This is a genomic window from Brachymonas sp. J145, from assembly GCF_036312245.1.
GTDB classification, from domain to species: Bacteria; Pseudomonadota; Gammaproteobacteria; order Burkholderiales; family Burkholderiaceae_C; genus Brachymonas; species Brachymonas wangyanguii.
The window spans coordinates 34,854-57,404 of sequence record NZ_JAZDCI010000004.1 but is presented as its reverse complement, the minus strand read 5'-3'; the positions used below and the strand labels follow the sequence as shown (position 1 = coordinate 57,404).

Annotated in this window: 22 protein-coding genes and 1 pseudogene; 8 read left to right on the top strand and 15 right to left on the bottom strand. The window is 64.0% G+C overall.

The genetic code is table 11. From position 1 onward, the window contains the following. Positions 1-15: 15 nt before the first annotated feature. Positions 16-840 carry an enoyl-ACP reductase FabI gene (gene fabI / locus V1261_RS05510; protein ID WP_329770622.1) on the bottom strand — a complete coding sequence of 275 codons (825 nt, stop codon included), beginning with the start codon at positions 838-840 and terminating at the stop codon, positions 16-18. A gap of 232 nt (positions 841-1,072) precedes the next feature. Between fabI and V1261_RS05505 the strand changes: the two genes are divergently transcribed. Beyond that, on the top strand, positions 1,073-1,756 hold the full coding sequence (locus V1261_RS05505) for a hypothetical protein (protein ID WP_018716178.1): 684 nt from the start codon (positions 1,073-1,075) through the stop codon (positions 1,754-1,756). Between the two features lie 98 nt (positions 1,757-1,854). On the opposite strand, the gene V1261_RS05500 is transcribed toward V1261_RS05505, so the two are convergent. The 5 genes and pseudogenes from V1261_RS05500 to V1261_RS05480 form a co-directional block, all read right to left on the bottom strand. Next, positions 1,855-2,676, bottom strand: coding sequence for an OmpA family protein (locus tag V1261_RS05500; protein WP_018716177.1), 822 nt, complete (start codon positions 2,674-2,676; stop codon positions 1,855-1,857). A 77-nt stretch (positions 2,677-2,753) separates the two neighbouring features. Further along, the gene (locus V1261_RS05495; RefSeq protein ID WP_329770621.1) at positions 2,754-3,425 is read right to left on the bottom strand and encodes a YadA family autotransporter adhesin; all 672 of its coding nucleotides are present in this window, start codon (positions 3,423-3,425) and stop codon (positions 2,754-2,756) included. Between the two features lie 44 nt (positions 3,426-3,469). Continuing rightward, positions 3,470-5,014, bottom strand: a pseudogene (locus V1261_RS05490) (beta strand repeat-containing protein); the annotation flags it as partial. Between the two features lie 445 nt (positions 5,015-5,459). Further along, positions 5,460-7,043: an ESPR-type extended signal peptide-containing protein gene (locus tag V1261_RS05485; RefSeq protein ID WP_329770619.1), complete on the bottom strand. Its 1,584-nt coding sequence runs from the start codon at positions 7,041-7,043 to the stop codon at positions 5,460-5,462. A gap of 207 nt (positions 7,044-7,250) precedes the next feature. Continuing rightward, positions 7,251-7,739 (bottom strand): MarR family winged helix-turn-helix transcriptional regulator, encoded by a 489-nt coding sequence (locus V1261_RS05480; RefSeq protein ID WP_329770618.1) that lies wholly within the window; start codon positions 7,737-7,739, stop codon positions 7,251-7,253. A 119-nt stretch (positions 7,740-7,858) separates the two neighbouring features. On the opposite strand from V1261_RS05480, the gene recA reads away from it, so the two are divergent. Continuing rightward, positions 7,859-8,929 (top strand): recombinase RecA, encoded by a 1,071-nt coding sequence (gene recA / locus V1261_RS05475; RefSeq protein ID WP_018716136.1) that lies wholly within the window; start codon positions 7,859-7,861, stop codon positions 8,927-8,929. 32 nt (positions 8,930-8,961) lie between these two features. Continuing rightward, positions 8,962-9,486, top strand: coding sequence for a recombination regulator RecX (recX, locus tag V1261_RS05470; RefSeq protein ID WP_018716137.1), 525 nt, complete (start codon positions 8,962-8,964; stop codon positions 9,484-9,486). 23 nt (positions 9,487-9,509) lie between these two features. On the opposite strand, the gene V1261_RS05465 is transcribed toward recX, so the two are convergent. Further along, complete coding sequence (locus tag V1261_RS05465) at positions 9,510-10,790, bottom strand: glutamate-5-semialdehyde dehydrogenase (protein ID WP_329770617.1); 1,281 nt, start codon at positions 10,788-10,790, stop codon at positions 9,510-9,512. Positions 10,791-10,934: 144 nt separating this feature from the next. Between V1261_RS05465 and V1261_RS05460 the strand changes: the two genes are divergently transcribed. Next, the gene (locus tag V1261_RS05460) at positions 10,935-12,344 is read left to right on the top strand and encodes a mechanosensitive ion channel family protein (RefSeq protein WP_329770616.1); all 1,410 of its coding nucleotides are present in this window, start codon (positions 10,935-10,937) and stop codon (positions 12,342-12,344) included. Here V1261_RS05460 and holA read toward each other — a convergent pair. The 6 genes from holA to V1261_RS05430 all read right to left on the bottom strand — a co-directional run bounded on the left by holA (position 12,250) and on the right by V1261_RS05430 (position 18,354). After that, a complete protein-coding gene (gene holA / locus V1261_RS05455; RefSeq protein WP_018716140.1) occupies positions 12,250-13,311 on the bottom strand; it encodes a DNA polymerase III subunit delta in 1,062 nt (353 codons plus the stop codon). The genes V1261_RS05460 and holA overlap by 95 nt on opposite strands. A 7-nt stretch (positions 13,312-13,318) precedes the next feature. Next, complete coding sequence (locus V1261_RS05450; RefSeq protein WP_329770615.1) at positions 13,319-13,816, bottom strand: LPS-assembly lipoprotein LptE; 498 nt, start codon at positions 13,814-13,816, stop codon at positions 13,319-13,321. A gap of 10 nt (positions 13,817-13,826) precedes the next feature. After that, positions 13,827-16,514, bottom strand: coding sequence for a leucine--tRNA ligase (gene leuS, locus V1261_RS05445; RefSeq protein WP_329770614.1), 2,688 nt, complete (start codon positions 16,512-16,514; stop codon positions 13,827-13,829). 69 nt (positions 16,515-16,583) lie between these two features. Next, positions 16,584-16,943 (bottom strand): DMT family protein, encoded by a 360-nt coding sequence (locus V1261_RS05440; RefSeq protein ID WP_329770613.1) that lies wholly within the window; start codon positions 16,941-16,943, stop codon positions 16,584-16,586. 43 nt (positions 16,944-16,986) lie between these two features. After that, positions 16,987-17,796, bottom strand: coding sequence for a 4-hydroxy-tetrahydrodipicolinate reductase (dapB, locus tag V1261_RS05435; RefSeq protein ID WP_329770612.1), 810 nt, complete (start codon positions 17,794-17,796; stop codon positions 16,987-16,989). A 27-nt stretch (positions 17,797-17,823) separates the two neighbouring features. Beyond that, complete coding sequence (locus tag V1261_RS05430) at positions 17,824-18,354, bottom strand: outer membrane protein assembly factor BamE (protein WP_329770611.1); 531 nt, start codon at positions 18,352-18,354, stop codon at positions 17,824-17,826. Positions 18,355-18,421: 67 nt separating this feature from the next. Between V1261_RS05430 and fur the strand changes: the two genes are divergently transcribed. The 4 genes from fur to V1261_RS05410 all read left to right on the top strand — a co-directional run bounded on the left by fur (position 18,422) and on the right by V1261_RS05410 (position 20,217). Then, the gene (gene fur, locus V1261_RS05425) at positions 18,422-18,853 is read left to right on the top strand and encodes a ferric iron uptake transcriptional regulator (RefSeq protein ID WP_329770610.1); all 432 of its coding nucleotides are present in this window, start codon (positions 18,422-18,424) and stop codon (positions 18,851-18,853) included. Positions 18,854-18,860: 7 nt separating this feature from the next. Beyond that, positions 18,861-19,232: a CidA/LrgA family protein gene (locus V1261_RS05420; RefSeq protein ID WP_329770608.1), complete on the top strand. Its 372-nt coding sequence runs from the start codon at positions 18,861-18,863 to the stop codon at positions 19,230-19,232. Next, on the top strand, positions 19,225-19,941 hold the full coding sequence (locus tag V1261_RS05415) for an LrgB family protein (RefSeq protein WP_329770607.1): 717 nt from the start codon (positions 19,225-19,227) through the stop codon (positions 19,939-19,941). Before V1261_RS05420 ends, V1261_RS05415 begins: the two co-directional genes overlap by 8 nt. A gap of 111 nt (positions 19,942-20,052) precedes the next feature. After that, positions 20,053-20,217, top strand: coding sequence for a hypothetical protein (locus V1261_RS05410; RefSeq protein WP_329770606.1), 165 nt, complete (start codon positions 20,053-20,055; stop codon positions 20,215-20,217). Between the two features lie 10 nt (positions 20,218-20,227). On the opposite strand, the gene V1261_RS05405 is transcribed toward V1261_RS05410, so the two are convergent. Together V1261_RS05405 and lplT are read right to left on the bottom strand one after the other, a co-directional pair. Then, a complete protein-coding gene (locus tag V1261_RS05405) occupies positions 20,228-21,145 on the bottom strand; it encodes a DMT family transporter (protein WP_329770605.1) in 918 nt (305 codons plus the stop codon). A gap of 6 nt (positions 21,146-21,151) precedes the next feature. Further along, complete coding sequence (lplT, locus tag V1261_RS05400; RefSeq protein WP_329770604.1) at positions 21,152-22,432, bottom strand: lysophospholipid transporter LplT; 1,281 nt, start codon at positions 22,430-22,432, stop codon at positions 21,152-21,154. Between the last annotated feature and the right edge of the window lie 119 nt (positions 22,433-22,551).

Below are 22,551 nucleotides of genomic sequence, written 5' to 3'. Positions count from 1 at the left end.
GCAAGCCGACGGGAATCAGGCCTTGATGTTGTGGCCACCGTCCACATAGACCACGCTGCCGGTCTGGCCGCTACCGGCCAGGGTGCACAGCTGGGCAGCGGCATAACCGACTTCTTCCAGCGTCACCAGGCGACCCAGCGGGGCGCGCGTCACGGCGTCCTCGATCAGGGCGTCAAACTCGTTGATGCCGGAGGAGGCGCGGGTACGCATCGGGCCGGGAGACACGGCGTTGACGCGGATGTTCTGCTCGCCCAGCTCGTTGGCCAAGTAGCGCACGGTGCACTCCAGCGCCGCCTTGACCGGGCCCATCAGGCCGTAGTTGTCCACCACTTCCTGGGCACCATGGTAGCTCATGGAAATCAGCTGGCCACCATCTGTCATCAGCGGGACCGCCAGCTTGGCGGTGCGGATGAAGGAGTGGCAGGAAATGTCCATGGCCTGCAGGAAGCCGTCGGCCGAACTGTCCACCAGCGGACCGTGCAGGTCCTGTGCCGGGGCAAAGGCAATCGAGTGCACCACGGCATCCAGCTTGCCCCACTGCTGGCGCACGGTCTCGAACACCGCCTCCAGCGAGCCTTCCTGGCGCAGGTCCATCGGCATGAACAGCTCGGGCGCCACGCCCAGCTGCTCGGCCAGCGGCTGCACATGCGGCTTGGCCTTGTCATTCAGGTAGGTCAGCGCCAGCTCGGCACCCAGGCTGCGCATGGCAGCGGCACAGCCGTAGGCGATGGAGCTGGCATTGGCCACGCCCAGGATCAGGATGCGCTTGCCATCCAGACGCACGGCGGCCGGGTTGAACAGGGTCTCTTCGAGGGAGGTGGGCAGGTCGTGGAGGTTCATGGTGTTCTTCTTCAATTTTGTTGCAACGCAGCAATCTTACTCCCTATGACGTTACGGAAGGATGACGCGCCGCAGCAATTTGTGAACGGTCGTGATATTTGCCACTGATGCGCCCATCCTGCAGACAGATTGCACGCTTGGCACTACAGCCATGTCCGCCCTTGTCTGACACCGGCATGCGCCCTGGCCATTTAGGCTGAAGTCATGGTTCAACACGAGAAGGAGACACGCCATGACGACCTATACCCTGCGCCAAGTCCGCCCGCTGCTGACCCCTGATGAACTGAGCCTGTTCCAGGACAGCCGCCGCCAGTCGATCGGCCAGCTGAGTGTCCAGCAGCTGCGCAAGGCGATTGACCGTAGCCGCAGCCTGCGCGACAAGTACCGTGACCTGTATCGCCGCCAGACGGTGGAAACCCGGACCAGCCGCACCGCCGAAGGCAAGACGGCACGCTCCCAGCACGGTGGTGAAAACGCCCGCACACAACTCAAGTCCGACGTGCTGGCCGATGTGCTGCAGCGTTTCCAGCTGCGCCTGGACAAGGTGACCGAAACCGCTGGCAAGGTGATGGGCAAGAAGTCCGGAGCCAAACGCAAGCAGACCCGCCAGGCCGCTGCCGATGACAGTCCGGCCATGGACATCGAAACCCTGAAGCAGGATGTGCGCGATGCCCTGGCGGCCTCACGCGAGGCGCACGACAACCCGCTGCACGATGCCATGGAGCAGCACACCGATATCAGCGGCAAGGCCAGTGCCCAGGCGCATGGCGCGATGCCGACCGACATCCAGCCGGCAGCCTTGCGCCAGAACGTGCTGAAGCAGGATCCGGTCAACATGAAGATCCACGCCTCGGCACGCGGACGTGGCAAGGCGTATCAGGCGCATTCTGACAAGCGCGGCGAAGACAACAGCTGATCATCGGGCGCAGCAGCGCCCGCCCGGCTCCTCGCCCATGAAAAAACCGCATGCAGTACATGCATGCGGTTTCCCTTCATCCGGCGAGGGGATAACGATCAGCGCGCGCCACTGATCTCCACATCAACGCGGCGGTTCGACTGCAGGCAGGCGACCAGTGCTGCGCGCGCGGTATCGGTACACTGCACCACCGGCTGGCTTTCGCCCATGCCTGCGGCAGAGATGTTGGCCGCGGGCACGCCCTGATCGACCAGATAGCGACGCACGGTTTCTGCACGACGCTGCGACAGCGCCAGGTTGTAGGCATCGCTGCCCAGTCGGTCGGTATGGCCCACCACGCGCATGTGCGAGTTGCTGTCCAGCTGGCGCAGCTCACCGGCCAGGCGGTCCAGTTCGGAGCGGCCACCCGGCAGCATGTCAGCCAGTGCCGAACCGTCAAAACGGAACAGCGTATCGCCCTTCAGGCTGATCACGTGCGACTTGGCCGGCGCTGCCAGCGGCTGGCCATTCACGAAGCGTGCGCAATCCTCCGGGGCCCAGTAGAAGGACTGGCCCTTCATGTCCTTGTCGAAGATCACCTTGTACTGGCAGATCGTGACTGGACCATGCGGCACTTCGCGGAACTTCATCACGTAGTCCCATTCGCGCGCGCCCAGGGTCTCGCGGAAGTGCGGACGCCCGATCAGGTAGTACAGGTCATCCTTGGTGACGCCATTGCTGATCTTGCGCAGGTTTTCCACGTTCGGGAAGATGCCTTCGTGGATGCCCGAGGTCTTGTCGATGTCAGGGAAGATAATCTCGTCGGCCTGGCCCTGGTCATTCACGCCACGGCTCACGGTGGAGGTACAGGCGGCCAGTCCGGCGGCCGCTACCACGGTCAGCAGTGCGCCCGTCAGGCGGCCCAGTGTGTGCTTGTTCATGTTCTTTGCTCCAGATTGAATGTATTGAATCCATGATCCGGGTCGGCGTCACGCGGCAGGCGTGACGCCGGATCCCGTCAGCGCCACTGGTAGAGCGCACCTACGCCGGCACCCAGGTGCCCTTGCGTGTTGGTCGACAGGTTGCCCTTGAAGATCCACTTGCCGTTGTCCGACATGCCGGAGACACCCACCGCCATGCTGGACTGGCCATGGTAGGTACCACCGGCTACAGCCACGCCCTTGGCACCCGGCATCGTCACCTGCGGGATCGAGGCCGTAGCAATGGCATTGGCGACGCCGGCATAGGTATCCTTGGCGACGCCGTTGATCTGGTCACCCAGATTGCTGATCTTCTGATCGACGGCAAACAACTGGGAGCCATTGACGGCCTGCGTGCTGGTCGCGCTGACTTCGCCTGGAGCCACGTTGTTGATCGTGTTGCCGCCCATGTTCACCGTGGCACCTTTCTGCACCGTCAGGTGATCGCCCACGGTAGTTCCGCCCTGCAAGGTCACTTCGCCGGTAAAGGTCGGGTTGTCCACCACGTTCACCTGCAGCTGCTTGTCGCGCAGCGACACCGTGGTGTTCTTGCCATCGATCACGTTGACAGTGTCATTGCCAGCGATATGGCTGCTGGTACCACCATTGGCCTGCAGGTTCCAGCCCGGATTGACAGTCAGGTCCACTGCCTGCAGCGCGTCGTTGACCGTGGTGTAGGTCTTGCCTCCCACATTCAGGCCCGCATTCACGGTGTTGGTCGTGGCGTTGTAGGTGCTAGCACGTTGGCGATGTTCTGGCCAGTCTGGTGCAGCTGGCTGCCATTCACGGCCTGCTTGCTGTCAGCCGACAGGGTCGCCGGTGCCACGTTGTTGATCGTGACGCCGCTGCTGGTATCGCCATTCGGGCCGACCAGCGTCACCTGGCTGGTGCTGGTGAACGGATCTGCCGCGGGCGTGTTGCCACCGGCTGCGGTGTTGGTCGTGGTGTACTGCAGCGCAGACGGAGCAGCCGAGACCGTCACCTTGGACGTGCCGGTGGCATCCTGCGTTACATCCACACGCGTGCTGGTGTTACCTGCAACAAAGTCCACGCGCTTGCCTGGGGCCACGTTGCCGACCTTGCCAGCGGCATTGCCGATGTCCCAGCCGGCATTGGCCACAGCCGCCACGTCCTTCAGCTGGCCGTAGTTGACGGCATCGGTATCTGCCACGCCGGCCTTGACGTTGCTGATGGTGGTGCCGGCTGCATTGATGCCGCCCTGGGTCACGCTCGGGCCACCATTGATCTCCAGGCCGTTGCTGGTGACCTTGGTGTTGCCTGCGGTCAGGCCCTCGTTGTTGATGACGGTGCCGCCGGCATTCACGCTGTCAACGTTCAGGTTGTTGGCCAGATTGAAGGTCGCCGTGTTGCCGATATTGCTGATCAGGATGTTGCCATCGATGTTGGTCAGCTGCACGGTATCGCCGGGCTTGACGTTGCTGGCGGTACCCGTGTCAGTGGCCAGGTTCCAGCCCTTGTTGGCGATCTGCTGCACGCTGTTGAGCTGGCTGACGTTGACCGCATCGGTCGCCGCCGTGCCGGCCGTCACGCCAGTGATCTTGCCACCGCCGTCGGCGTTGATGGTCACATTGCCAAACTTGGGCGAATCCGCCATTTGCAGCTGGATCGCGCCCGTTGCAGAATCGGTCACCGTCTTCAGGTTGGTGCCGCTATAGCTGCCTGCCGCCGATGCCAGGCCGCGGATCGCCAGCGTCTGGCCCAGATCACGGTGCTCCGTGCTGCCCTCGTTGCCACTGAAGTTCAGGCCATCTGTCTTCAGCTGGTTCAGCTGGCTGACGTTCACGGCATCGGTATCATCGGTGCCCTTGGCTACGTTGACGATCTTGTTGCCGGCCATGTCGGCACCCTGGTTGAAAGTTGCCGTGTTGTTCACCACCAGCGGGCCGTTCAGCGTTGTGCCGCCCGTCACTGTCAACGGACCACCGACATTCACCGCTCCCGTGGTGGTCAGCGTCGTGGCCTGCACGTTCGAGAACACCGGGTTATCTGCCATCTGCACCTGAATCTGGCCAGTCGCCTTATCGGCAAACGTCTGCACGTTCTTGGCCGTGTACGGTCCGGCTACTGCGGCATCAGCCGACAGGCCTGCCGCCACCTGAGTCGTCGCGCCAATGATGGGCAGCGTGCCACCCAGATCCTTGTGCACGATATTGGTGCCGGCGGCATCAGTGAAGTTCAGGCCAGTCGTGACCAGCTTGTCGGCCGTCGCATACAGCTGGCTGCCGTTGATGGCATCGGTGCTGGTGGCACTGATTTCACCCGCAGCGACGTTCTGGATGCGGCGCTCCTCGCCGGCTGCGCCAACCGACACCGCACCCACGCTGGTCTTACCGGCAAAGCCGCCGTAGGTGATGCCTTGCACCGTGGCCGTATCCACGGTCCCGGTCAGGCCCCCTGTCGTGGTGGTGCCAGCCGTATAGGTACGGGTAAGGTTGGCCGTACCTATGCCGCTGGCCGTACTGGCCGTGCTGTTGTCACCCAGATAGACCGAGTTCTCGGCCGTCTTGCCGTAGGGAACGGGTGTCGCGCCAGCAGTAGCCGAGTTATTGACGTTGCTGCCAAGAACATATGTGTTGCTGGAGTTGACAACGTTATTGTTGCCCAGGATGAACGCGTTCGGTGCCGCACTGGTGATCGCGTTGTTATTGCCGATCCCGTAGCTGCTGTCAGCGTCGATGTAGGTCGGGTCGCCGATGGCACCGGAGTTGTGGCCAGTGACCACGTTACCCGTGCCAATGCTGATCGACTGGTTGCCCAGCGCCTGCGCGCCCTTGCCAATGGCGACCGCTAGTGGTGCCTGCCACGGACATGGTGCCCAGGGCGATTGAGTCGTTGCCGACCGCCACCGCTTTCTGGCCTAGCGCCACTGCCCGATCAACGGTCAACGGTGCGGTCCCCGCCGCCATATTTGCACCGCTACCCAACGCAAGGTTGTCGCTGCCAATAGTGTTGGCACCCGCACCCTTGCCAATTGCGGTGTTGTAATTGCCAGTCGTGTTTCGTGCGGAGTTTTCACCAATGGCAATATTGCCGTCGCCAGTCAGGTGCGAGCCCGCATTGAAGCCATACGATGAATTGTTGTTGCCAATTGCGCCTTCGCCTGCGAATTCGCCTACACCAACGTTGCGATCTCCCTTAACAAACCAACCACTGAACAAACCCAGGCCGACGTTCGAACTGCCGACTGTACTTCTGCCGGCAAGTTGACCGACAAACACATTGACGTCGCCGGTGGATGGGCTCCCTGCGCCATTTCCAATGAAAATGCTATGGCCTGGTCCTGGCATGTAGTGGGAGTACCCGGTAGGAGCCGCATTGACGTTCGAACCGGCGTTCATGCCGATTGCGACGCTCTCTCCAGCCACCTGGTTTCGGACATTGGTGGTATCGGCAAACAAATTGCTGCCTGTCCCGTTGCTGCCGATGGCAACGTTGGTCCCCGTCCCATAGATCGTGTTACCCACTTTCCAGCCAAGCGCCAGGTTGACATGGGAATGTGTGTCCATGCCGGACTGCGACCCCACTGTCGTCGAACCAACGCCGCCGGCTAGCGAGCTGGTACCGATCGCCACGCTGCTATGCGGCTGGAGGTTGTCGATCGCATAGGTCTTTGCACCATAGCCAATTGCCGTCGAACTGGTTGCTGCGGTGATTGCCCCAAAGCCGATCGCAACCGATTTCTCGCCATTACCGACAGAACTCGGGTTGGACGGAAACGCCAGCTGGGTCTCGGCACCTCGTCCCAACGCGAGCGAGCCGTTCGTGTTTGCGGATGCCCCGTCGCCTATGGCGACTGCAGTGCCGCCGGAAGCCATCGCATTGACGCCGGCGGCTACCGAGTTCACGCCACTGGCACCATCGTTGTTGTAGTTGCCCTGAGGCACGCCGCCATCGTTGACGCTGTAGTAGTGCGTCTGCCCTGCAGCAATCGCCTGGTTGGTCGCCACGGCACTATCACCAGCCGCATTCGCCGCCTTGCCAATGGCGATCGCGCTGGCACCGGAAGCCGATGTCGTGCCGCCATTGGTCCTGTCTGGATCACATAGCAGGCTGCTCGCGCCGGTACCGATCTCGCACTTGACGACCGGTTGCGCTTGCACCGTCAACGGCAGCACAGCCGACAAAGCCACAACCATTGCCGACAGCAGCATCCACTTGCGCCCACCACCCGTGTCTTCCGGCGTCGACAAGCCCAAGACCGACCGGACCGCCTTGTGGCTCTTCTTGCCACGCGCCGACTCTATTTCCGAAACTGCGACCCAAGCGCCCAGCGCCTCATTCCAGACCGATTTATACGACTTGTTCATGTCTCCACCTCATCATTGACAAAGCAACCAATGCAGCATGTTGCATGCATCTATTTACATAAAAAAGTTATATAACCCCTGCAATCTTTTGCATCTCTTAACCAAGCTAGTCGGTTAAGTCTCAAGTGTGAAAAATGTCACAGTACAGACAGTTATCTCATTCTGATCTCCCCATTCTCCTGAACAACAGTCCCTGACAGGCCTAGCTTACTGGTTGTACACCTCCAGCCCCAGCGCCACCACCGTCGCCACCTCCGTCCCCACCGCCTCACGAAATTCACGCTCTGCCTGCGCCACGGCGCGCTCAAAACCACCCAACCAGGCCAGACCCTGCGGCGTGAACACGATCAGGCGCGCACGCGCATCGCGCGGATCGGGCCCGCGCTGCACGATGCCCCAGGCCTCGCACTGGTCCACCAGGGCCGCCATGGCCTGCTTGCGCATGCCGGCAGCCTCGGCCAGCTCGGTCAGCCGGTTGCCTTGCAAGGACAAATGCCGCGTGATGTGCACATGTGCCGCACTCACCTGCTGCCGCGCTGCCAAGTTGGACAGCGCCAGCGGCACTTCGGGATCGTGTGCCATCAGCTGCAGCACGCGTGCATCAAAGCGGCGCAAGGCTTCGCCGAGCAGGCGGCCCAGATGGCTGGCGCGCCAATCGCCCGTGGTATAGCGTGGTTCCTGCAGATAGTTAGTCATGCAAACTGCCCTTTAATCATGATTTTTTGATTCTACCCTCGCCTATACTCCTGCTCATGCATACATGCTGTATGTTTTGACATATAATACTTTTCACCTCATTTAACCAGGAGCATTCCATGAGCACGATTGATCAGGCAGAAAAGGCAAAAGCACTGCAAGCCGCACTGGCGCAGATCGAAAAGCAGTTCGGCAAGGGCACCATCATGCGCCTGGGCGAAGGCGAGCCCGTGCAGGACATCCAGACTGTCAGCACCGGTTCGCTCGGCCTGGACGTGGCGCTGGGTGTCGGCGGCCTGCCGCGCGGCCGCGTGATCGAGGTCTACGGCCCGGAATCTTCCGGCAAGACCACGCTCACCCTGCAGGTCATCGCCGAAATGCAGAAGGTCGGTGGCACCTGCGCCTTCGTCGATGCCGAACACGCGCTGGACGTGCAATACGCGCAAAAGCTCGGCGTGCAGCTGCATGAGCTGCTGATCAGCCAGCCCGATACCGGCGAGCAGGCGCTCGAGATCGTGGACAGCCTGGTGCGCAGCGGCGCGGTGGACCTGATCGTGATCGACTCGGTCGCCGCCCTCACGCCCAAGGCCGAAATTGAAGGCGACATGGGCGACCAGCTGCCCGGCCTGCAGGCACGCCTGATGAGTCAGGCGCTGCGCAAGCTCACTGCCACCATCAAGAAGACCAACTGCATGGTGATCTTCATCAACCAGATCCGCATGAAGATCGGTGTCATGTTCGGCAGCCCGGAAACCACCACCGGCGGCAACGCGCTCAAGTTCTACTCCAGCGTGCGCATGGACATCCGCCGCGTCGGCACCATCAAGAAGGGGGACGAAGTCGTCGGCAGCGAAACCAAGGTCAAGGTGGTCAAGAACAAGGTCGCGCCGCCATTCAAGGAAGCCCGTTTCGACATCCTGTACGGCACCGGCATCAGCCGCGAAGGCGAGATCATCGACATGGCGGTCGAGGCACGCATCGTCAACAAGGCCGGTGCCTGGTATTCCTACAACGACGAGAAGATCGGCCAGGGCCGCGACAACACGCGCGAGTTCCTGCGCGAGAACCCGGCGCTGGCACGCGAGATCGAGAACAAGGTGCGCGAACACCTGGGCATCAGCGGCATGGCGTCCGTCGCTACGAGCAGCGACACCGTGGATGGCGACATCACCGACGATGTCGAGGCCTGATCGCAGCCAGTCGTGGCGGGAGCGCTGCTGACATGCGCCCCGTCACCCTCTCGCTCAAGGGCAAGGCGCTGGCGCTGCTGGCAGCGCGCGATTATTCGCGTGCCGAGATGGAGCGCAAGCTGCTGCACTGGCTGGAACTGCGCGCCCGCGCCCATGCCGACGCGTTGACCGAAGCCGAACTCCAGCCCCCGGAAGCCGGCCTGGAGCCGGCAGAGCGTCTGGCCGCCATCCACGCCGTGCTGGACGAGATGCAGCACAAGCAGTTCCAGTCCGACGAGCGCGCCGCGCAATCGCTGGTCTATCGCCGTGCCGGCAAGCTCGGTACGGCACGCATCGCGCAGGAGCTGCGCCGCAAGGGCCTGGACGACAGCACCATTGAACAGGCGCTGGACACGCTCGAAGGCACGGAACTGGAACGTGCGCGCGAAGTCTGGCAGCGCAAGTTCAGCCAGCCGCCCGCCACGCCGCAGGAACGTGCGAAGCAGATGCGCTTTCTCGCCAGCCGCGGCTTTGGCGGCGATGTGGTGCGGCAGGTGCTGCGCGGCAGCGAGGACTAGGCCCCGGCTGCCGCTGGCAGCACTCAGTTCCGCACTTCGCCCTGCCCCAGCACCACGTACTTGAGCGAGGTCAGGCCTTCGATGCCGACCGGGCCACGCGCGTGGAACTTGTCGGTGCTGATGCCGATTTCGGCACCCAGACCGTATTCGAAGCCGTCAGCAAAACGCGTACTGGCGTTGACCATCACGCTGCTGGAGTCCACCTCGCGCAGGAAGCGCTGGGCGTGGATGTGATCGGTGGTGAGGATCGCTTCGGTGTGCTGCGAGGAATAGCGGTTGATATGCGCAATCGCCTCGTCCAGCCCGCCCACGACCTTGATGCTGATCACTGCTGCCAGATACTCGGTGCCCCAGTCCTCTTCGCTGGCGTCCACCAGTTGCGCCTGCGGCAGCGCGGCTGCCAGAATCGCGCGCGATGCGGCATCGCAGCGCATTTCCACGCCCTTGTCCTGATAGATGCGGCCAATGCGCGGGAGGAAATCAGCTGCCACGGCCTCGGCCACCAGCAGGCTTTCGGTCGCGTTGCAGGGGCTGTATTTCTGCGTCTTGGCGTTATCGGCCACCTTGACCGCCATGTCCAGATCGCAGGGATCATCCACGTAAGTGTGGCAGTTGCCATCCAGGTGCTTGATCACTGGCACCTTGGCCTCGGCGCTGATGCGTTCGATCAGGCTCTTGCCGCCACGCGGGATGATCACGTCCACGTACTCGGGCATGGCGATCAGGCGGCCCACCGCGACTCGATCGGTAGTCGGCACCATCTGCACCGCATCAGCCGGCAGGCCAGCCGCCTGCAGCGCCTGTGCCACCAGCGCCGCCAGTGCCAGGTTGGAATCGATCGCCTCGCTGCCGCCGCGCAAGATGCAGGCGTTGCCGCTCTTGATGCTCAGGCTGGCAGCCTCGATGGTGACGTTGGGACGGCTCTCGAAAATCATTCCGAACACGCCAATCGGCACGCGCATCTGGCCAACGCGGATGCCGCTGGGCTGCTCCTGCATGCCGCTGATGGTGCCAATCGCGTCCGGCATGGCGGCCAGCTGCAGGCAGCCTTCCTGCAGGGTCTCGATCACTTTCGGCGTCAGGCGCAGGCGGTCCACCATCGGCGCGCTCAGGCCGTTCTGCTCGGCGCGCGCGATGTCTTTTGCATTCGCTTCGGCCAGTTGCGCGCCGGCCTCGCCCAGCAGGCGTGCCAGTTCGCGCAAGGCGGTGTTCTTGTGGGCGGCGCTGGCGCGCGCCATCAGGGTGGAGGCAGCGCGGGCGCGTTCGCCCATCTGCTGCATCAGGACATGCACATCGGTACTCATGACGCTTGGAATCCGGAATAACAGGGAGGCTGCCAGCCCATCCGGCAACCTGGCCACAGGGGCCCATCCCTCCATGATAAGCTGCATGACGCATTTCCGTTAACGATCCCGGCCGGCAGCCCCGGCTGTCGCACCTGTTTGCCCATGCCTGAACGCATCGACCTCAACCTGCAGGACAGCCTGCAGGTCCTGCTGCAACAGCTCACCCTGGCCCTGCCGGCCTCCTGGCCACCCGGCCTGCGCATGTTCACGCTGTTTGCCGGCCTGATGACGCTGGCCATCGGGCTACGCCTGTTGCTGGAGTTCGCTCTGCTGACCTTGCGCCGCCAGGTCATGGGCCGGCTGCAGAACCTGTCCGCCGGCGTGCATGTGGTGCTGGACGAGCGCGTGCTGCGCCGCGCCGCCCGTGTGCCAGGGCCGCTGCTGGTGCAGATCGGCATGCAGCTGTCGCCGTTTTCCAGTGGCACCGTATTCACGCTGATGTCCAGCGTGCTGTCCGCGCTGGCGGTCTGGTACGTGGTGCGCGTGCTACTCGCCCTGCTGGATGCGCTGCTGGCCTACCAGTCGCTGCACACCATGACCTCGCCGCGCCAGCAGCTGTCGCTCAAGAGTTATGTACAGCTGGCCAAGCTGCTGCTGACCATGGGCGGCCTGATCGTGGTGGTGGCGGTGCTGATCGACCGCTCGCCGCTGCTGCTGCTCTCCGGTCTGGGTGCCTTGTCCGCCGTGCTGATGCTGGTGTTCAAGGACACCATCCTGTCCTTCATCGCCGGCATGCAGCTGGCCAACAACGACCTGCTGCGCGTGGGTGACTGGATCGACATGCCGCAGGCTGGTGCCGATGGCGAGGTGGTGGACATGATGCTGCACACGGTCAAGGTGCAGAACTGGGACAAGACCATCATCACGATCCCGACCTGGCGCCTGATGTCGGAAAGCTACCGCAACTGGCGCGGCATGCGCGATTCCGGTGGCCGCCGCATCAAGCGCACGATTCCGGTCGATGCCACCTCGGTGCAGTTCCTGAACGACGAGCAGCGCACCCGGCTGCACCGCTTGCATCTGCTGCGCGGCTACCTGCACGAAAAAGAAGTGGCGATTGCCGATGAAAACCAGCGCCGCCTGGAACAACTGCCGAAAGACGCCGCCGGCGACCCGGCCAACCTGCGCCGGCTGACCAACCTCGGCACTTTCCGCGCCTATGTGCTGAGCTATCTGGAAAACCATCCTGAAATCCGCCAGGACATGCTGCGCATGGTGCGCATCATGGACCCGTCACCGCATGGCATTCCGGTGGAGATCTACTGCTTTACCAACACCATTGTCTGGACCGAGTACGAGCGCATTCAGGGCGACCTGTTCGACCATGTACTGGCACAGCTGCCGGAGTTCGGCCTGCGCCTGTACCAGCAGCCGACCGGCTTCGACATGCGCCAGCTGCGGCCCGAGGCCTGGATGTTCAGCGCGGACGCGCCTCGGCCGCCTGACGGCACAGCTGCAAGGCCAGGCGCTGCAGCGCCTGCCAGCTATCCACCGGCCAATCCGGGCTCTTGATCCCTTTCACGATGCCGTCCACCACGTGGGCGGCATGCAGCAGGCCCGCCAGCGAGGTCGCCGTCATGCGCGGCGCCACGCGCTCGAACAGGCGCTCACGCATGCCCCAGATGCGCTGCTCGCGCAGCGCCATTGGCAGCGGCTTGCCCTGGTCCAGCGCCTCGCGCACACGCTTGAGCGCGCGGATGTCCTCGGCCAGCGCGTAGTGCACCAGCACCTCGCTTTCACCTTCGGCCTGCAGCCCGTCCATCATGCGCTGCACGCGCTCGAACTGGCCGGCCAGCACCGCCTCGCTCAGCTTGAACACGTCGTAGCGCGCCACGTTGAGCACGGCCGCCTCGATCTGCTGCGCGCTGAGCTCGCCATGCGGATAGAGCAAGCCGAGCTTCTGCACTTCCTGGTGCGCCGCCAGCAGGTTGCCCTCGACACGGTCGGCAAAGAAGCGCAGCGCATGCTCGCCCTCGGCGCCGGCCGCCACATGCTGGCCTTGCAAGCGCAGGCGCTGGGCAATCCATTGCGGCAGCGCATTGCGCTCCACGCTTTCCACCGGCACCGTGACACCCTGGTTTTCCAGCGCGACAAACCAGGCCGATGCCTTGGTCTGCTTGTCCAGCCGCGGCAGCGTCACGATCACCAGCGTGCCGTCATTGCCCTGCGCCGATTCGGCGACCTGCTGCAGCGCCTGCGAGCCCTCCTTGCCGGGCTTGCCGCCAGGCACATGGATCTCGACGATCTGGCGATCGGCAAACAGCGACAGCGATTGCGTCGCCGCCACCACTTCGCCCCAGTCGTAGTTCGCGCCCTGCACCGTGTGCGAGGTGCGCTCGGTGTAACCGGACTGGCGCGCCGTGGCGCGGATGGCATCGACCGCCTCCTGCACCAGCAAGGGCTCATTGCCGTGCACGGTGTAAAGCGAACGCAAGCCCTGTTTCAGGTGGGCGGCCAGATGGTCAGCGTAAATCTGCATGCAGCAATCAGCGGGGTTCTTGTACGGCGTCGAGGCGGCGCAGGATCTGGCGCGCGGCGTCGATACGCATGTCGCGGTACAGGCCCTGGATCTCGGCGACCTTGGACAGCTGGTAGGTTTCGCTGTAGTTGATATCACGTACCAGGCGGATGGTGGCCGGTACCATCAGCGCGCGCCCCTGGCGATCCACCGCATCAAAGGTGACGGCCAGCCCCAGCGTCACTTCCTGCGCCAGACCGCTGGAGGTAATCACTTCGGTGCTCTGGCTCGGCTGGTCCTGCAGGATGCGCAGCACCACATCGGCGCTCTCGGCACTGCTGGCCAGTTGCGCCTGCTGGTGGCCCAGCATGCGCCGCACGAAGTGGTTGACCGTATCGCGCTCGGCCGGTGCCACGTAGATGGCACCAAAAGCGTAATAGGCCTTGCCGCGCAGACGGAAGCCGCAAGCGCCCAGCAGGCTGCTGGCGCCCAATGCCGTGATGGCCAGAATCTGTCTGCGCTGCATGCCGTTCTCCTCAGACCACGATGTTGACCAGGCGCTTGGGCACCACTACCACCTTCTTCGGTTGGGCACCTTCGGCAAACTTGGCAAAGGCCTCGGTCGCCAGCGCAACCGCCTCGATCGCGTCCTTGTCGGCATCGGCCGGCACGCGGATGCTGCCGCGCAGCTTGCCGTTGATCTGCAGCATCAGCTCGATCTCGTCCTGCACCAGCGCTGCCGGGTCGACTGCCGGCCAGGGCGCGTCCAGCAGCGGACCGCTGACAGCCGCGTAGCCCAGTTCGTTCCACAGGTGGCAGGTGGCGTGCGGACACACCGGGTAGAGCACGCGCAGCAGGATCGAGAAGCTCTCGGCCAGCGCAGCCTGGTCGTCGGCGCTATCCGTCAGCTTGGCGGCTTCCAGCGTATTCAGCATCTTCATCACGGCAGACACCACCGTGTTGTACTGCATGCGCTCGTAGTCGTAGTTGGCCTGGCCCAGCGTGGTGTGGATCTCGAAGCGCAGCTGCTTGCCGGCCGCGCTGATGGCGGCCAGTTCCGGTGCCGCAATGCCGGCGCGCAGGGCGGCCTGGTGCTTGACGGCAAAGTTCCAGACGCGGCGCAGGAAGCGGTAGCTGCCTTCGACCGCGGCATCGTTCCACTCCAGCGTCAGCTCGGGCGGTGCGGTGAACATGGTGTACAGGCGCGCGGTGTCGGCACCGTACTTGTCGATCAGCGCCTGCGGATCCACGCCGTTGTTCTTGGACTTGGACATGGTGCCCACGCCCTCGTAGTCAATCGCGGTGCCCGCCGGCAGCTCGCCGTCAGCGCTAGGCACTGCCTTGTTCAGCTTCGCGCCGATGACCTTGCCTTCCTCATCCAGCACATGGTCGACATCGCTCGGCCAGAAGTATTCCTTGGCGCCCTTGGCGGTGCGGCGGCTGTAGATGTGGTTGAGCACCATGCCCTGCGTCAGCAGGCGCTTGAACGGCTCGTCGCAGTCCACCAGGCCCATGTCGCGCATCACCTTGGTCCAGAAGCGCGCATACAGCAGGTGCAGGATGGCGTGCTCGATACCGCCGATGTACTGGTCCATCGGCATCCAGTAGTTGGTGCGCGAATCGACCATGGCGGTGTTGTTCTGCGCACAGGTGTAGCGCATGAAGTACCAGGAACTGTCCACGAAGGTGTCCATGGTGTCGGTCTCGCGGCGCGCCGGCTTGCCGCACTGCGGACAAGTGACGCCGGCGTGGAAGCCTTCGTGCTTGTGCAGCGGGTTGCCGGAACCGTCCGGGATGCAGTCATCAGGCAGCACCACCGGCAGGTCCTTCTCGGGCACCGGCACCGGGCCGCAGCTGTCGCAGTGGATGATCGGGATCGGCGTGCCCCAGTAGCGCTGGCGGCTGATGCCCCAGTCGCGCAGGCGCCAGGTGGTCTTTTTCTCGCCCAGACCCAGTGCCGACAGCTCGGCCGCCACCTTGTCTACCGCATCGGCGCAGGACAGGCCGCTGAACTTGTCGGAGTTGATGGTGATGCCCTTGGTCTTGTCGGCGTACCACTCCTGCCAGCGCGTGAAATCGTAGTGCTCGGCACCGAGCACATCCACCACCTGCTTGATCGGAATGCCGTACTTCAGGGCAAAGGCGAAATCGCGCTCGTCATGGCCGGGCACGCCCATCACGGCGCCATCGCCATAACCCATCAGCACGTAGTTGCCGACCCACAGCGGCACTGACTCGCCGCTGATCGGGTGCACCACGTGCAGGCCGGTCGGCATGCCCTCTTTTTCCTTGAGCGCCAGCTCGGCTTCGGTGGTGCCGCCCTGCTTGCACTTCTCGATGAAGGCGGCCAGCTCCGGGTTGCCGGCAGCCGCGTGCAGCGCCAGCGGGTGCTCGGCCGCCACGGCGCAGAAGGTGACGCCCATGATGGTGTCGGCACGCGTGGTGAACACGTACATGCGGCCATCACCGATCAGCTTGCCATCGGCACCGGCGACATCGTGGGTGAAGGCAAAGCGCACGCCGGCGCTCTTGCCGATCCAGTTTTCCTGCATCAGGCGCACACGCTCGGGCCAGCCGTCCAGCGTGGCCTTGGGGTTGCCGACCTGCACATGGTCCAGCAGCTCCTGCGCGTAATCGGTGATCTTCAGGTAGTAGCCGGGGATTTCCTTCTTCTCGACCAGCGCGCCGGTACGCCAGCCGCGGCCGTCGATCACCTGCTCATTGGCCAGCACCGTCATGTCCACCGGGTCCCAGTTGACAACCTGGGTCTTGCGGTAGGCGATGCCTTTTTCCAGCATCTTCAGGAACAGCCACTGGTTCCAGCGGTAGTACTCGGGATCGCAGGTCGCCACTTCGCGGCTCCAGTCGATCGCCAGACCCATCGCCTGCATCTGCTTCTTCATGTAGGCGATGTTGTCGTAGGTCCACTTGGCCGGCGGCACGCCATTCTTGAGCGCCGCGTTCTCGGCCGGCAGGCCGAAGGCGTCCCAGCCCATCGGCATCAGCACGCTGTGGCCCTTCATGCGCAGGTGGCGCGTGAGCATATCGTTGATGGTGTAGTTGCGCACGTGGCCCATGTGCAGCTTGCCGCTCGGGTAGGGCAGCATGGAGCAGGCGTAATACGGCGGCTTGTCGGTGGTTTCAACGACGCGGTAGACGTCATCCTGACCCCAGGCGGCCTGGATGGCTGCCTCGATCGCTTGGTGCTGGTAGGTTTCTTGCATGGAATGGCCTCGCCGGCTGGCGGTTGGCGGTTGGCAGGCGAAAAATCGGGAAACAGCAGCCTGACAGGGTCAGTTGCTGCGAAACATGAAATATACCGCACCCACCAGGCACAGTCCGGCCCAGAGGTAATCGAGCTTGAGCGGCTCCTTCATGTAGAACACGGCGAAGGGCACGAAAATCGCCAGCGTGATGACTTCCTGCATCACCTTGAGCTGGCCCAGGCTGAACACGGTGTAGCCGGCGCGGTTGGCCGGCACCTGCAGCAGGTATTCGAACAGGGCAATGCCCCAGCTGACGACCGCCGCGATATACCAGGGACGCGCCGCCAACTCCTTCAGGTGGGCGTACCACGCAAAGGTCATGAACACATTGCTGCACACCAGCAGCAGAATGAAGGTCAGCGCCGGGCGCTGGGCAAACAGCTCCATGGGGCGAATGGGCGCAAGCCGGAACGGATCACGCCCGCAGGCATCAGTCCTTGGGCAGGCCGAGCACGTCGAACATGTCGAACAGGCCGCTGCGCTTGCCAGCCAGGAAGCGCGCCGCACGCAGGCTGCCTTCGGCATAGGTGGCGCGGCTGGAGGACTTGTGCGTGATCTCGATGCGCTCGCCGGTGCCGGCAAACAGCACGGTGTGGTCGCCCACGATGTCACCGCCACGGATGGTGGAGAAGCCGATGGTGGACGGATCACGCTCGCCGGTATGACCGTAGCGCTCGTAGACTGCGCATTCCTTCAGGTCGCGGCCGATGGCTTCGGCGATAACCTCGCCCATGCGCAGTGCGGTGCCGCTCGGGGCATCTACCTTGTGGCGATGGTGCGCCTCGATGATCTCGATGTCGTAGCCGGTGGCCATGGCCTTGGCCGCCATCTGCAGCAGCTTGAAGGTGACATTCACGCCCACGCTCATGTTGGGCGCCATGACGATGGCGATGTCTTGCGCAGCCTCGGCGATCTGCGCCTTCTGCGCGTCGCTGAAACCGGTGGTGCCGATCACCAGGTTGACGCCAGCGGCGCGGCAGGCCGCCAGATGCGCCATGGTGCCTTCGGGGCGGGTGAAATCGATCAGGGCATGGGCATCCTGCAGGCCCTGGGCCAGGTCCGCCGTGATGGCGACGCCGGCCGGCTTGCCGGTAAAGGCCGCCGCATCGCTGCCGAGTGCGGCCGCGCCGGCGATATCCAGCGCACCGCTCAGGGTGCAATCGTCGGCGGCCTGAATGGCCTCGATCAGCATGTGGCCCATGCGCCCGCTGGCGCCGGCAATGGCAATATGGTGTTGCATGAAAAAACCGGAAAACAGGGAGAAATCTTATTGCGGCAGCGGCGGGAAGCTGGTGGAACCAGGAGCCGTAGGCTGCTCCGGCAGGCTGCTTTCACGCGGGCGGTTCTTCTCGGCAAAGCTCTGCAGCTTGTCGGGATCGGCCTGCAGGTTGCGCGGCTTGTATTCCTTGTCGTGGCCCAGCACGCGCACGAACTCGGTCTCGGTCGGCAGGGTATCGGCGCCCTCTACCGAGGCCAGCACATCATCCTGGAAGAACACGCTCAGGCGGTAGTTGAGGCGCTCCACATCCTTGCGCTCCTTGAGCGTGAACACGTAGTCCCAGCGATTGGCGCGGAACAGGTCCTGCAGCAGCGGCGTGCCGAGTACCTGGCGCACCTGCTCGCGCGTCATGCCCGGCGCCAGACGTGCCGCCTGCTCGCGCGAGACGAAGTTGCCCTGCGCCACCTCGGGCTTGTACAGGGCACAGCCGCTGCCCAGCAGCGCCGCCGCCACGGTCAGGGCGGCCATGGCACGCGCCATACTGCGGCGCGGAGTAGTAGCTTGGGAATGATCCTGCATCGGGATGCCTTCCTGAAGATATGATGTGAACACTATTCGGTCGAAAGGACATTGTAGCGGCAGCACCATGAGCAATATCGAGGAAATCAAGAGCACCGGTCTCAAGGCCACCGGCCCGCGCCTGAAGATCCTGGAAATCTTCCAGAACTCCGAGCAGCGCCACCTGAGCGCGGAAGACGTGTTCCGCATCCTGATGCAGGAAGGCTCGGAGATTGGCCTGGCCACGGTGTACCGCGTCCTCACCCAGTTCGAACAGGCCGGCTTGCTCAGCCGCAACAGCTTTGACAACGGCAAGGCCGTGTACGAGCTGGACCAGGGCGAGCACCACGACCACCTGGTCTGCCTCGATTGCGGCCATGTCGAGGAGTTCTTCGATGCCGAGATCGAGAAGCGCCAGCACAATATCGCGCGCGATCACGGCTTTGAGCTGCACGACCACGCGCTGAGCCTGTACGCCCACTGCAAGAAGACCGACTGCCCGAACCGCGACAAGCCTTGATTTCCCCATGGACGGCCTGAAAGGTTTCACCATCCTGCTGCTGTTCCAGCTGGCCGGCGAAGGCATCGTGCGACTGCTCGGCCTGCCGCTGCCAGCGCCGGTGCTCGGCATGGTACTGCTGTTGCCAGCCCTGCTGTGGGAGCCGCTGCGCCGCCCGGTGCAGGCCTGTGCCGAATTCCTGCTGTCGCATTTTTCGCTGCTGTTCGTACCGATCAGCGTGGGCGTGATCACCCAACTGCCGCTGCTGGAGCAGTACGGCGGTCGCATCCTGCTGGTGCTGTCGCTGTCCACGCTGCTGGGTCTGGTGGTGACGGCACTGGTACTGCGGGCGCTGCTGCGCGGTACGTCTGCCGACCAGGGAGATGCCGCCCATGAATGACGTGGTCGAGCTCTGGATCTACCTGTCCGAGATGCCGCTGTTTGGCCTGACGGCAACGCTGGCGGCCTACCTGTTCGGCTTTTTCCTGTACGCCCGCTCCGGCTATGCCTCCTGGGCCAACCCGGTGCTGACCTCGGTGGCGATGCTGATCGCGCTGCTGCTGCTGACCGGCACGCCCTACCCGCGCTATTTTTCCGGCGCGCAGTTCATCCACTTCTTGCTGGGCCCGGCGGTGGTGGCGCTGGCCTGGCCACTGTGGCAACGGCGTCAGGTGGTGCGCCGCTACTTCAAGGCGCTGCTCACCGCCGCCCTGATCGGCGGCGCCGTCAGTGCCCTGAGCGCGGTGCTGCTGGGCTGGGCCTTTGGCCTGCCCAGGGAGCTGATCGTGTCCATGTCGCCCAAGGCGATGACGGCACCGGTAGCGATGGGCGTGGCCGAAGCGATCCACGGCCTGCCGGCACTGGCGGCGATTTTCGTGCTCTATACCGGCCTGTTCGGCGCGATTACCGCCAAGTACCTGTTTGACTGGTGCAAGATCGATTCCTGGCCGGTGCGCGGCTTTGCGCTGGGTACGCAGGCGCATGGCTTTGGCACGGCACGCGCGCTGCAGATCAATGCAGAAGCCGGCGCTTTTGCCGGCCTGGCGCTGGGCATGCAGGCGATTCTGGGGTCGTTCCTGATTCCGCTGGTGTTCCGGCTGTTCCAGTAGGCGCGCAGGGCACAGGACGCGGCATCGACTGACACGCCAGCGGCAGCTTGCCGCGGACAATCAGGCCATGGACGATGTCATGGATCGTCCCCCGCCACCCAGGAGAACACCATGCCCTCCCGCAAGCCCCGCACTCCCCATCCCTATCTGCGCTATCTGGGCGTAGCCACCACGGCCCTGCTGATGTATGCCGGCCTAGTCGCCATCGATTTTGAAGGCGCACGCGACTATCCGGACGTGGCCGTGCGCCTGGCGCTGGCCGAAGTGGATCTCTGACGCTGCAGTGTCAATGCCCGGCTGATTCCTGACGCGGAATCGCCAGCAAGGCAGCCGCCATCACCAGCACGCCACCGGCCAGCACCTGCAGCGTGAGCTGCGCCGAGCCCAGCCAGGCCGAGGAGATGCTGGCGAACAGCACTTCCAGCAGCATGATCAGCGACAGCGTGTGCGAACTCAGCCGCGCCGATCCATACTGCAGCGCAATATTGCCCGAGACAAACAGCAGGCTGAACAGCACCACCTGCAACACCCAGACCCACTCCACGGCCGGGATCGGCGTCACGCCCATGCGGCCCAGCTGCAGCATGCTCCAGGCGGTCAGACTGCCGAGCAGCACGCCACCACTGAACATGGCCAGCACCCGCGCCGGCGGCGAGCTGTGGCGGCTGCTGCGGTTGAGCAGCACATTGGTGCAGGAAAAGAAGAAGCCGCCCAGCAGCGCCAGCACATCGGCCTGGCCTTGCGGCAAGGGCAGCTGCCAGTCGCGCCAGTTGCCGCCAGAGGGTTGCAGCACCAGCACCACGCCGGCCAGGGCCAACACCACGCGCAGCAGCGCGGAACGGGTCGGGCGCTCATCCAGCAGCCACCAGGCCAGGAACACGGTCCAGACCGGCATCAGGTAGAACAGCAGCACGACGCGGATCACGTCGCCGGTAGCGACGGCCCAGTTGAAGCAGGCATTGGTCAGGCCGGAAGCCAGCAGCAGCCACCAGAGATCGCGCTGGCCGGCCAATTCGCGCAGCAACTGCGGCCGCCACAGCAGCAGCGACAGCATCGGCAAGCTGTACATCAGCGCGGTGGACCAGAGCGGGTGCAGGCCCTGCCCCTGCAGGTGCTGCAGTGGCAGCCAGGAAATGCCCCAGACCAGCGCGTTATAGGCGATGGCCCAGGCTGGCAGCAGACTGGTGCGGGAGGCGGCCGGCATGGTGGCTCAATGCAGCTTGTCGCTGCGCGCCAGTTCCAGCAGCGATTCCACTTCACGCGGGTAGCGGCGCAGGTTGGCGGCGTGCCAGCGCATGATCAGCCACATGCTGAAGGCCACCAGCAGGCCAAAGGCGGTGATGGCGCCAAACGCCGTCATGCCCCACTTGGTGGACAGGGTGTACAACAGGCCAATGCCGAGGATACAGGCCTGCTCGTTGAAGTTCTGCACGGCAATCGAGCGGCCGGCACCCATCAGGTTGTGGCCCCGGTGCTGCAGCAGCGCGTTCATGGGCACCACCATGTAGCCGCCGATGGCGCCGAGCACGATCAGGAACGGTGCCGCGACCCAGACATCACGCACGAAGATCAGCATGATCACCAGCAGGCCCATGACGATGCCCAGCGGCATCACGCGCGGCGCCTGGTCCAGCCGCACCCGCATCGAGGCCCAGATGGCACCGACAGCCGTGCCCACGGCCACCACGCCGACCAGGCTGGAGGCCTGCGTGACGTTGTAGCCGAGTGCCGCGGCGGCCCAGGCCAACACGATGTAGCGCAGGTTGCCGCTGACACCCCAGAACAGCGTGGTGGTAGCGAGCGAAATTTGGCCCAGCTTGTCGTCCCACAGGCGGCGGTTGCAGGTGCGGAAATCCGGCACCAGGCTCAGCAGGTTGCGCGGCAACGGACGCATGATGACGCCGGTTTCCGGGATCCAGGTATTGATCAGCGAGGCCAGCGCATAGATCAACATGATCACGCAGATGGCGGCCTTTTCCGGCGAGCTGATGCCGGTATCGATCAGGGGGAAGTTGATCGACAGCAGCAGCGGTGCCAGGTGCGGCCCGATGAGCTGGCCGCCGAACAACACGCCCATGATGATGGAGGCAATCGTCAGGCCCTCGATCCAGCCGTTGGCACGCACCAGCTGCGAGGGGTGCAACAGCTCGGTCAGGATGCCGTACTTGGCCGGCGAATAGGCGGCCGCGCCCAGGCCGACCAGCGCATAGGCCAGCAGCGGGTGCGAGCCGAACAGCATGGCCAGGCAGCCGACCACCTTGAAGGCGTTGCTGTAGAACATGACGCGGCCCTTGGGCTGCGAATCGGCAAAGGCACCGACGAAGGGTGCCAGCAGCACGTAGAACAGCGCAAACATCGGCACCAGCGCTGCCATTTGCCAGTCGGGCGAGCCGCTGGCACGCAGCAGCGCGACGGCGGCAATGAACAAGGCGTTGTCGGCCAGCGAGCTGAAAAACTGCGCGGCCATGATGGTGTAGAAGCCGCGTTTCATGAGTCGGCGGCTCCGGTGCACATGCAGGGATCGGCAAAAATCAAACGAAAAACCTTCACGGATATGGCGTGCCGGGAGTGTATGCGGCACGTCATCCGGCACGGCGACCGGACACAGAA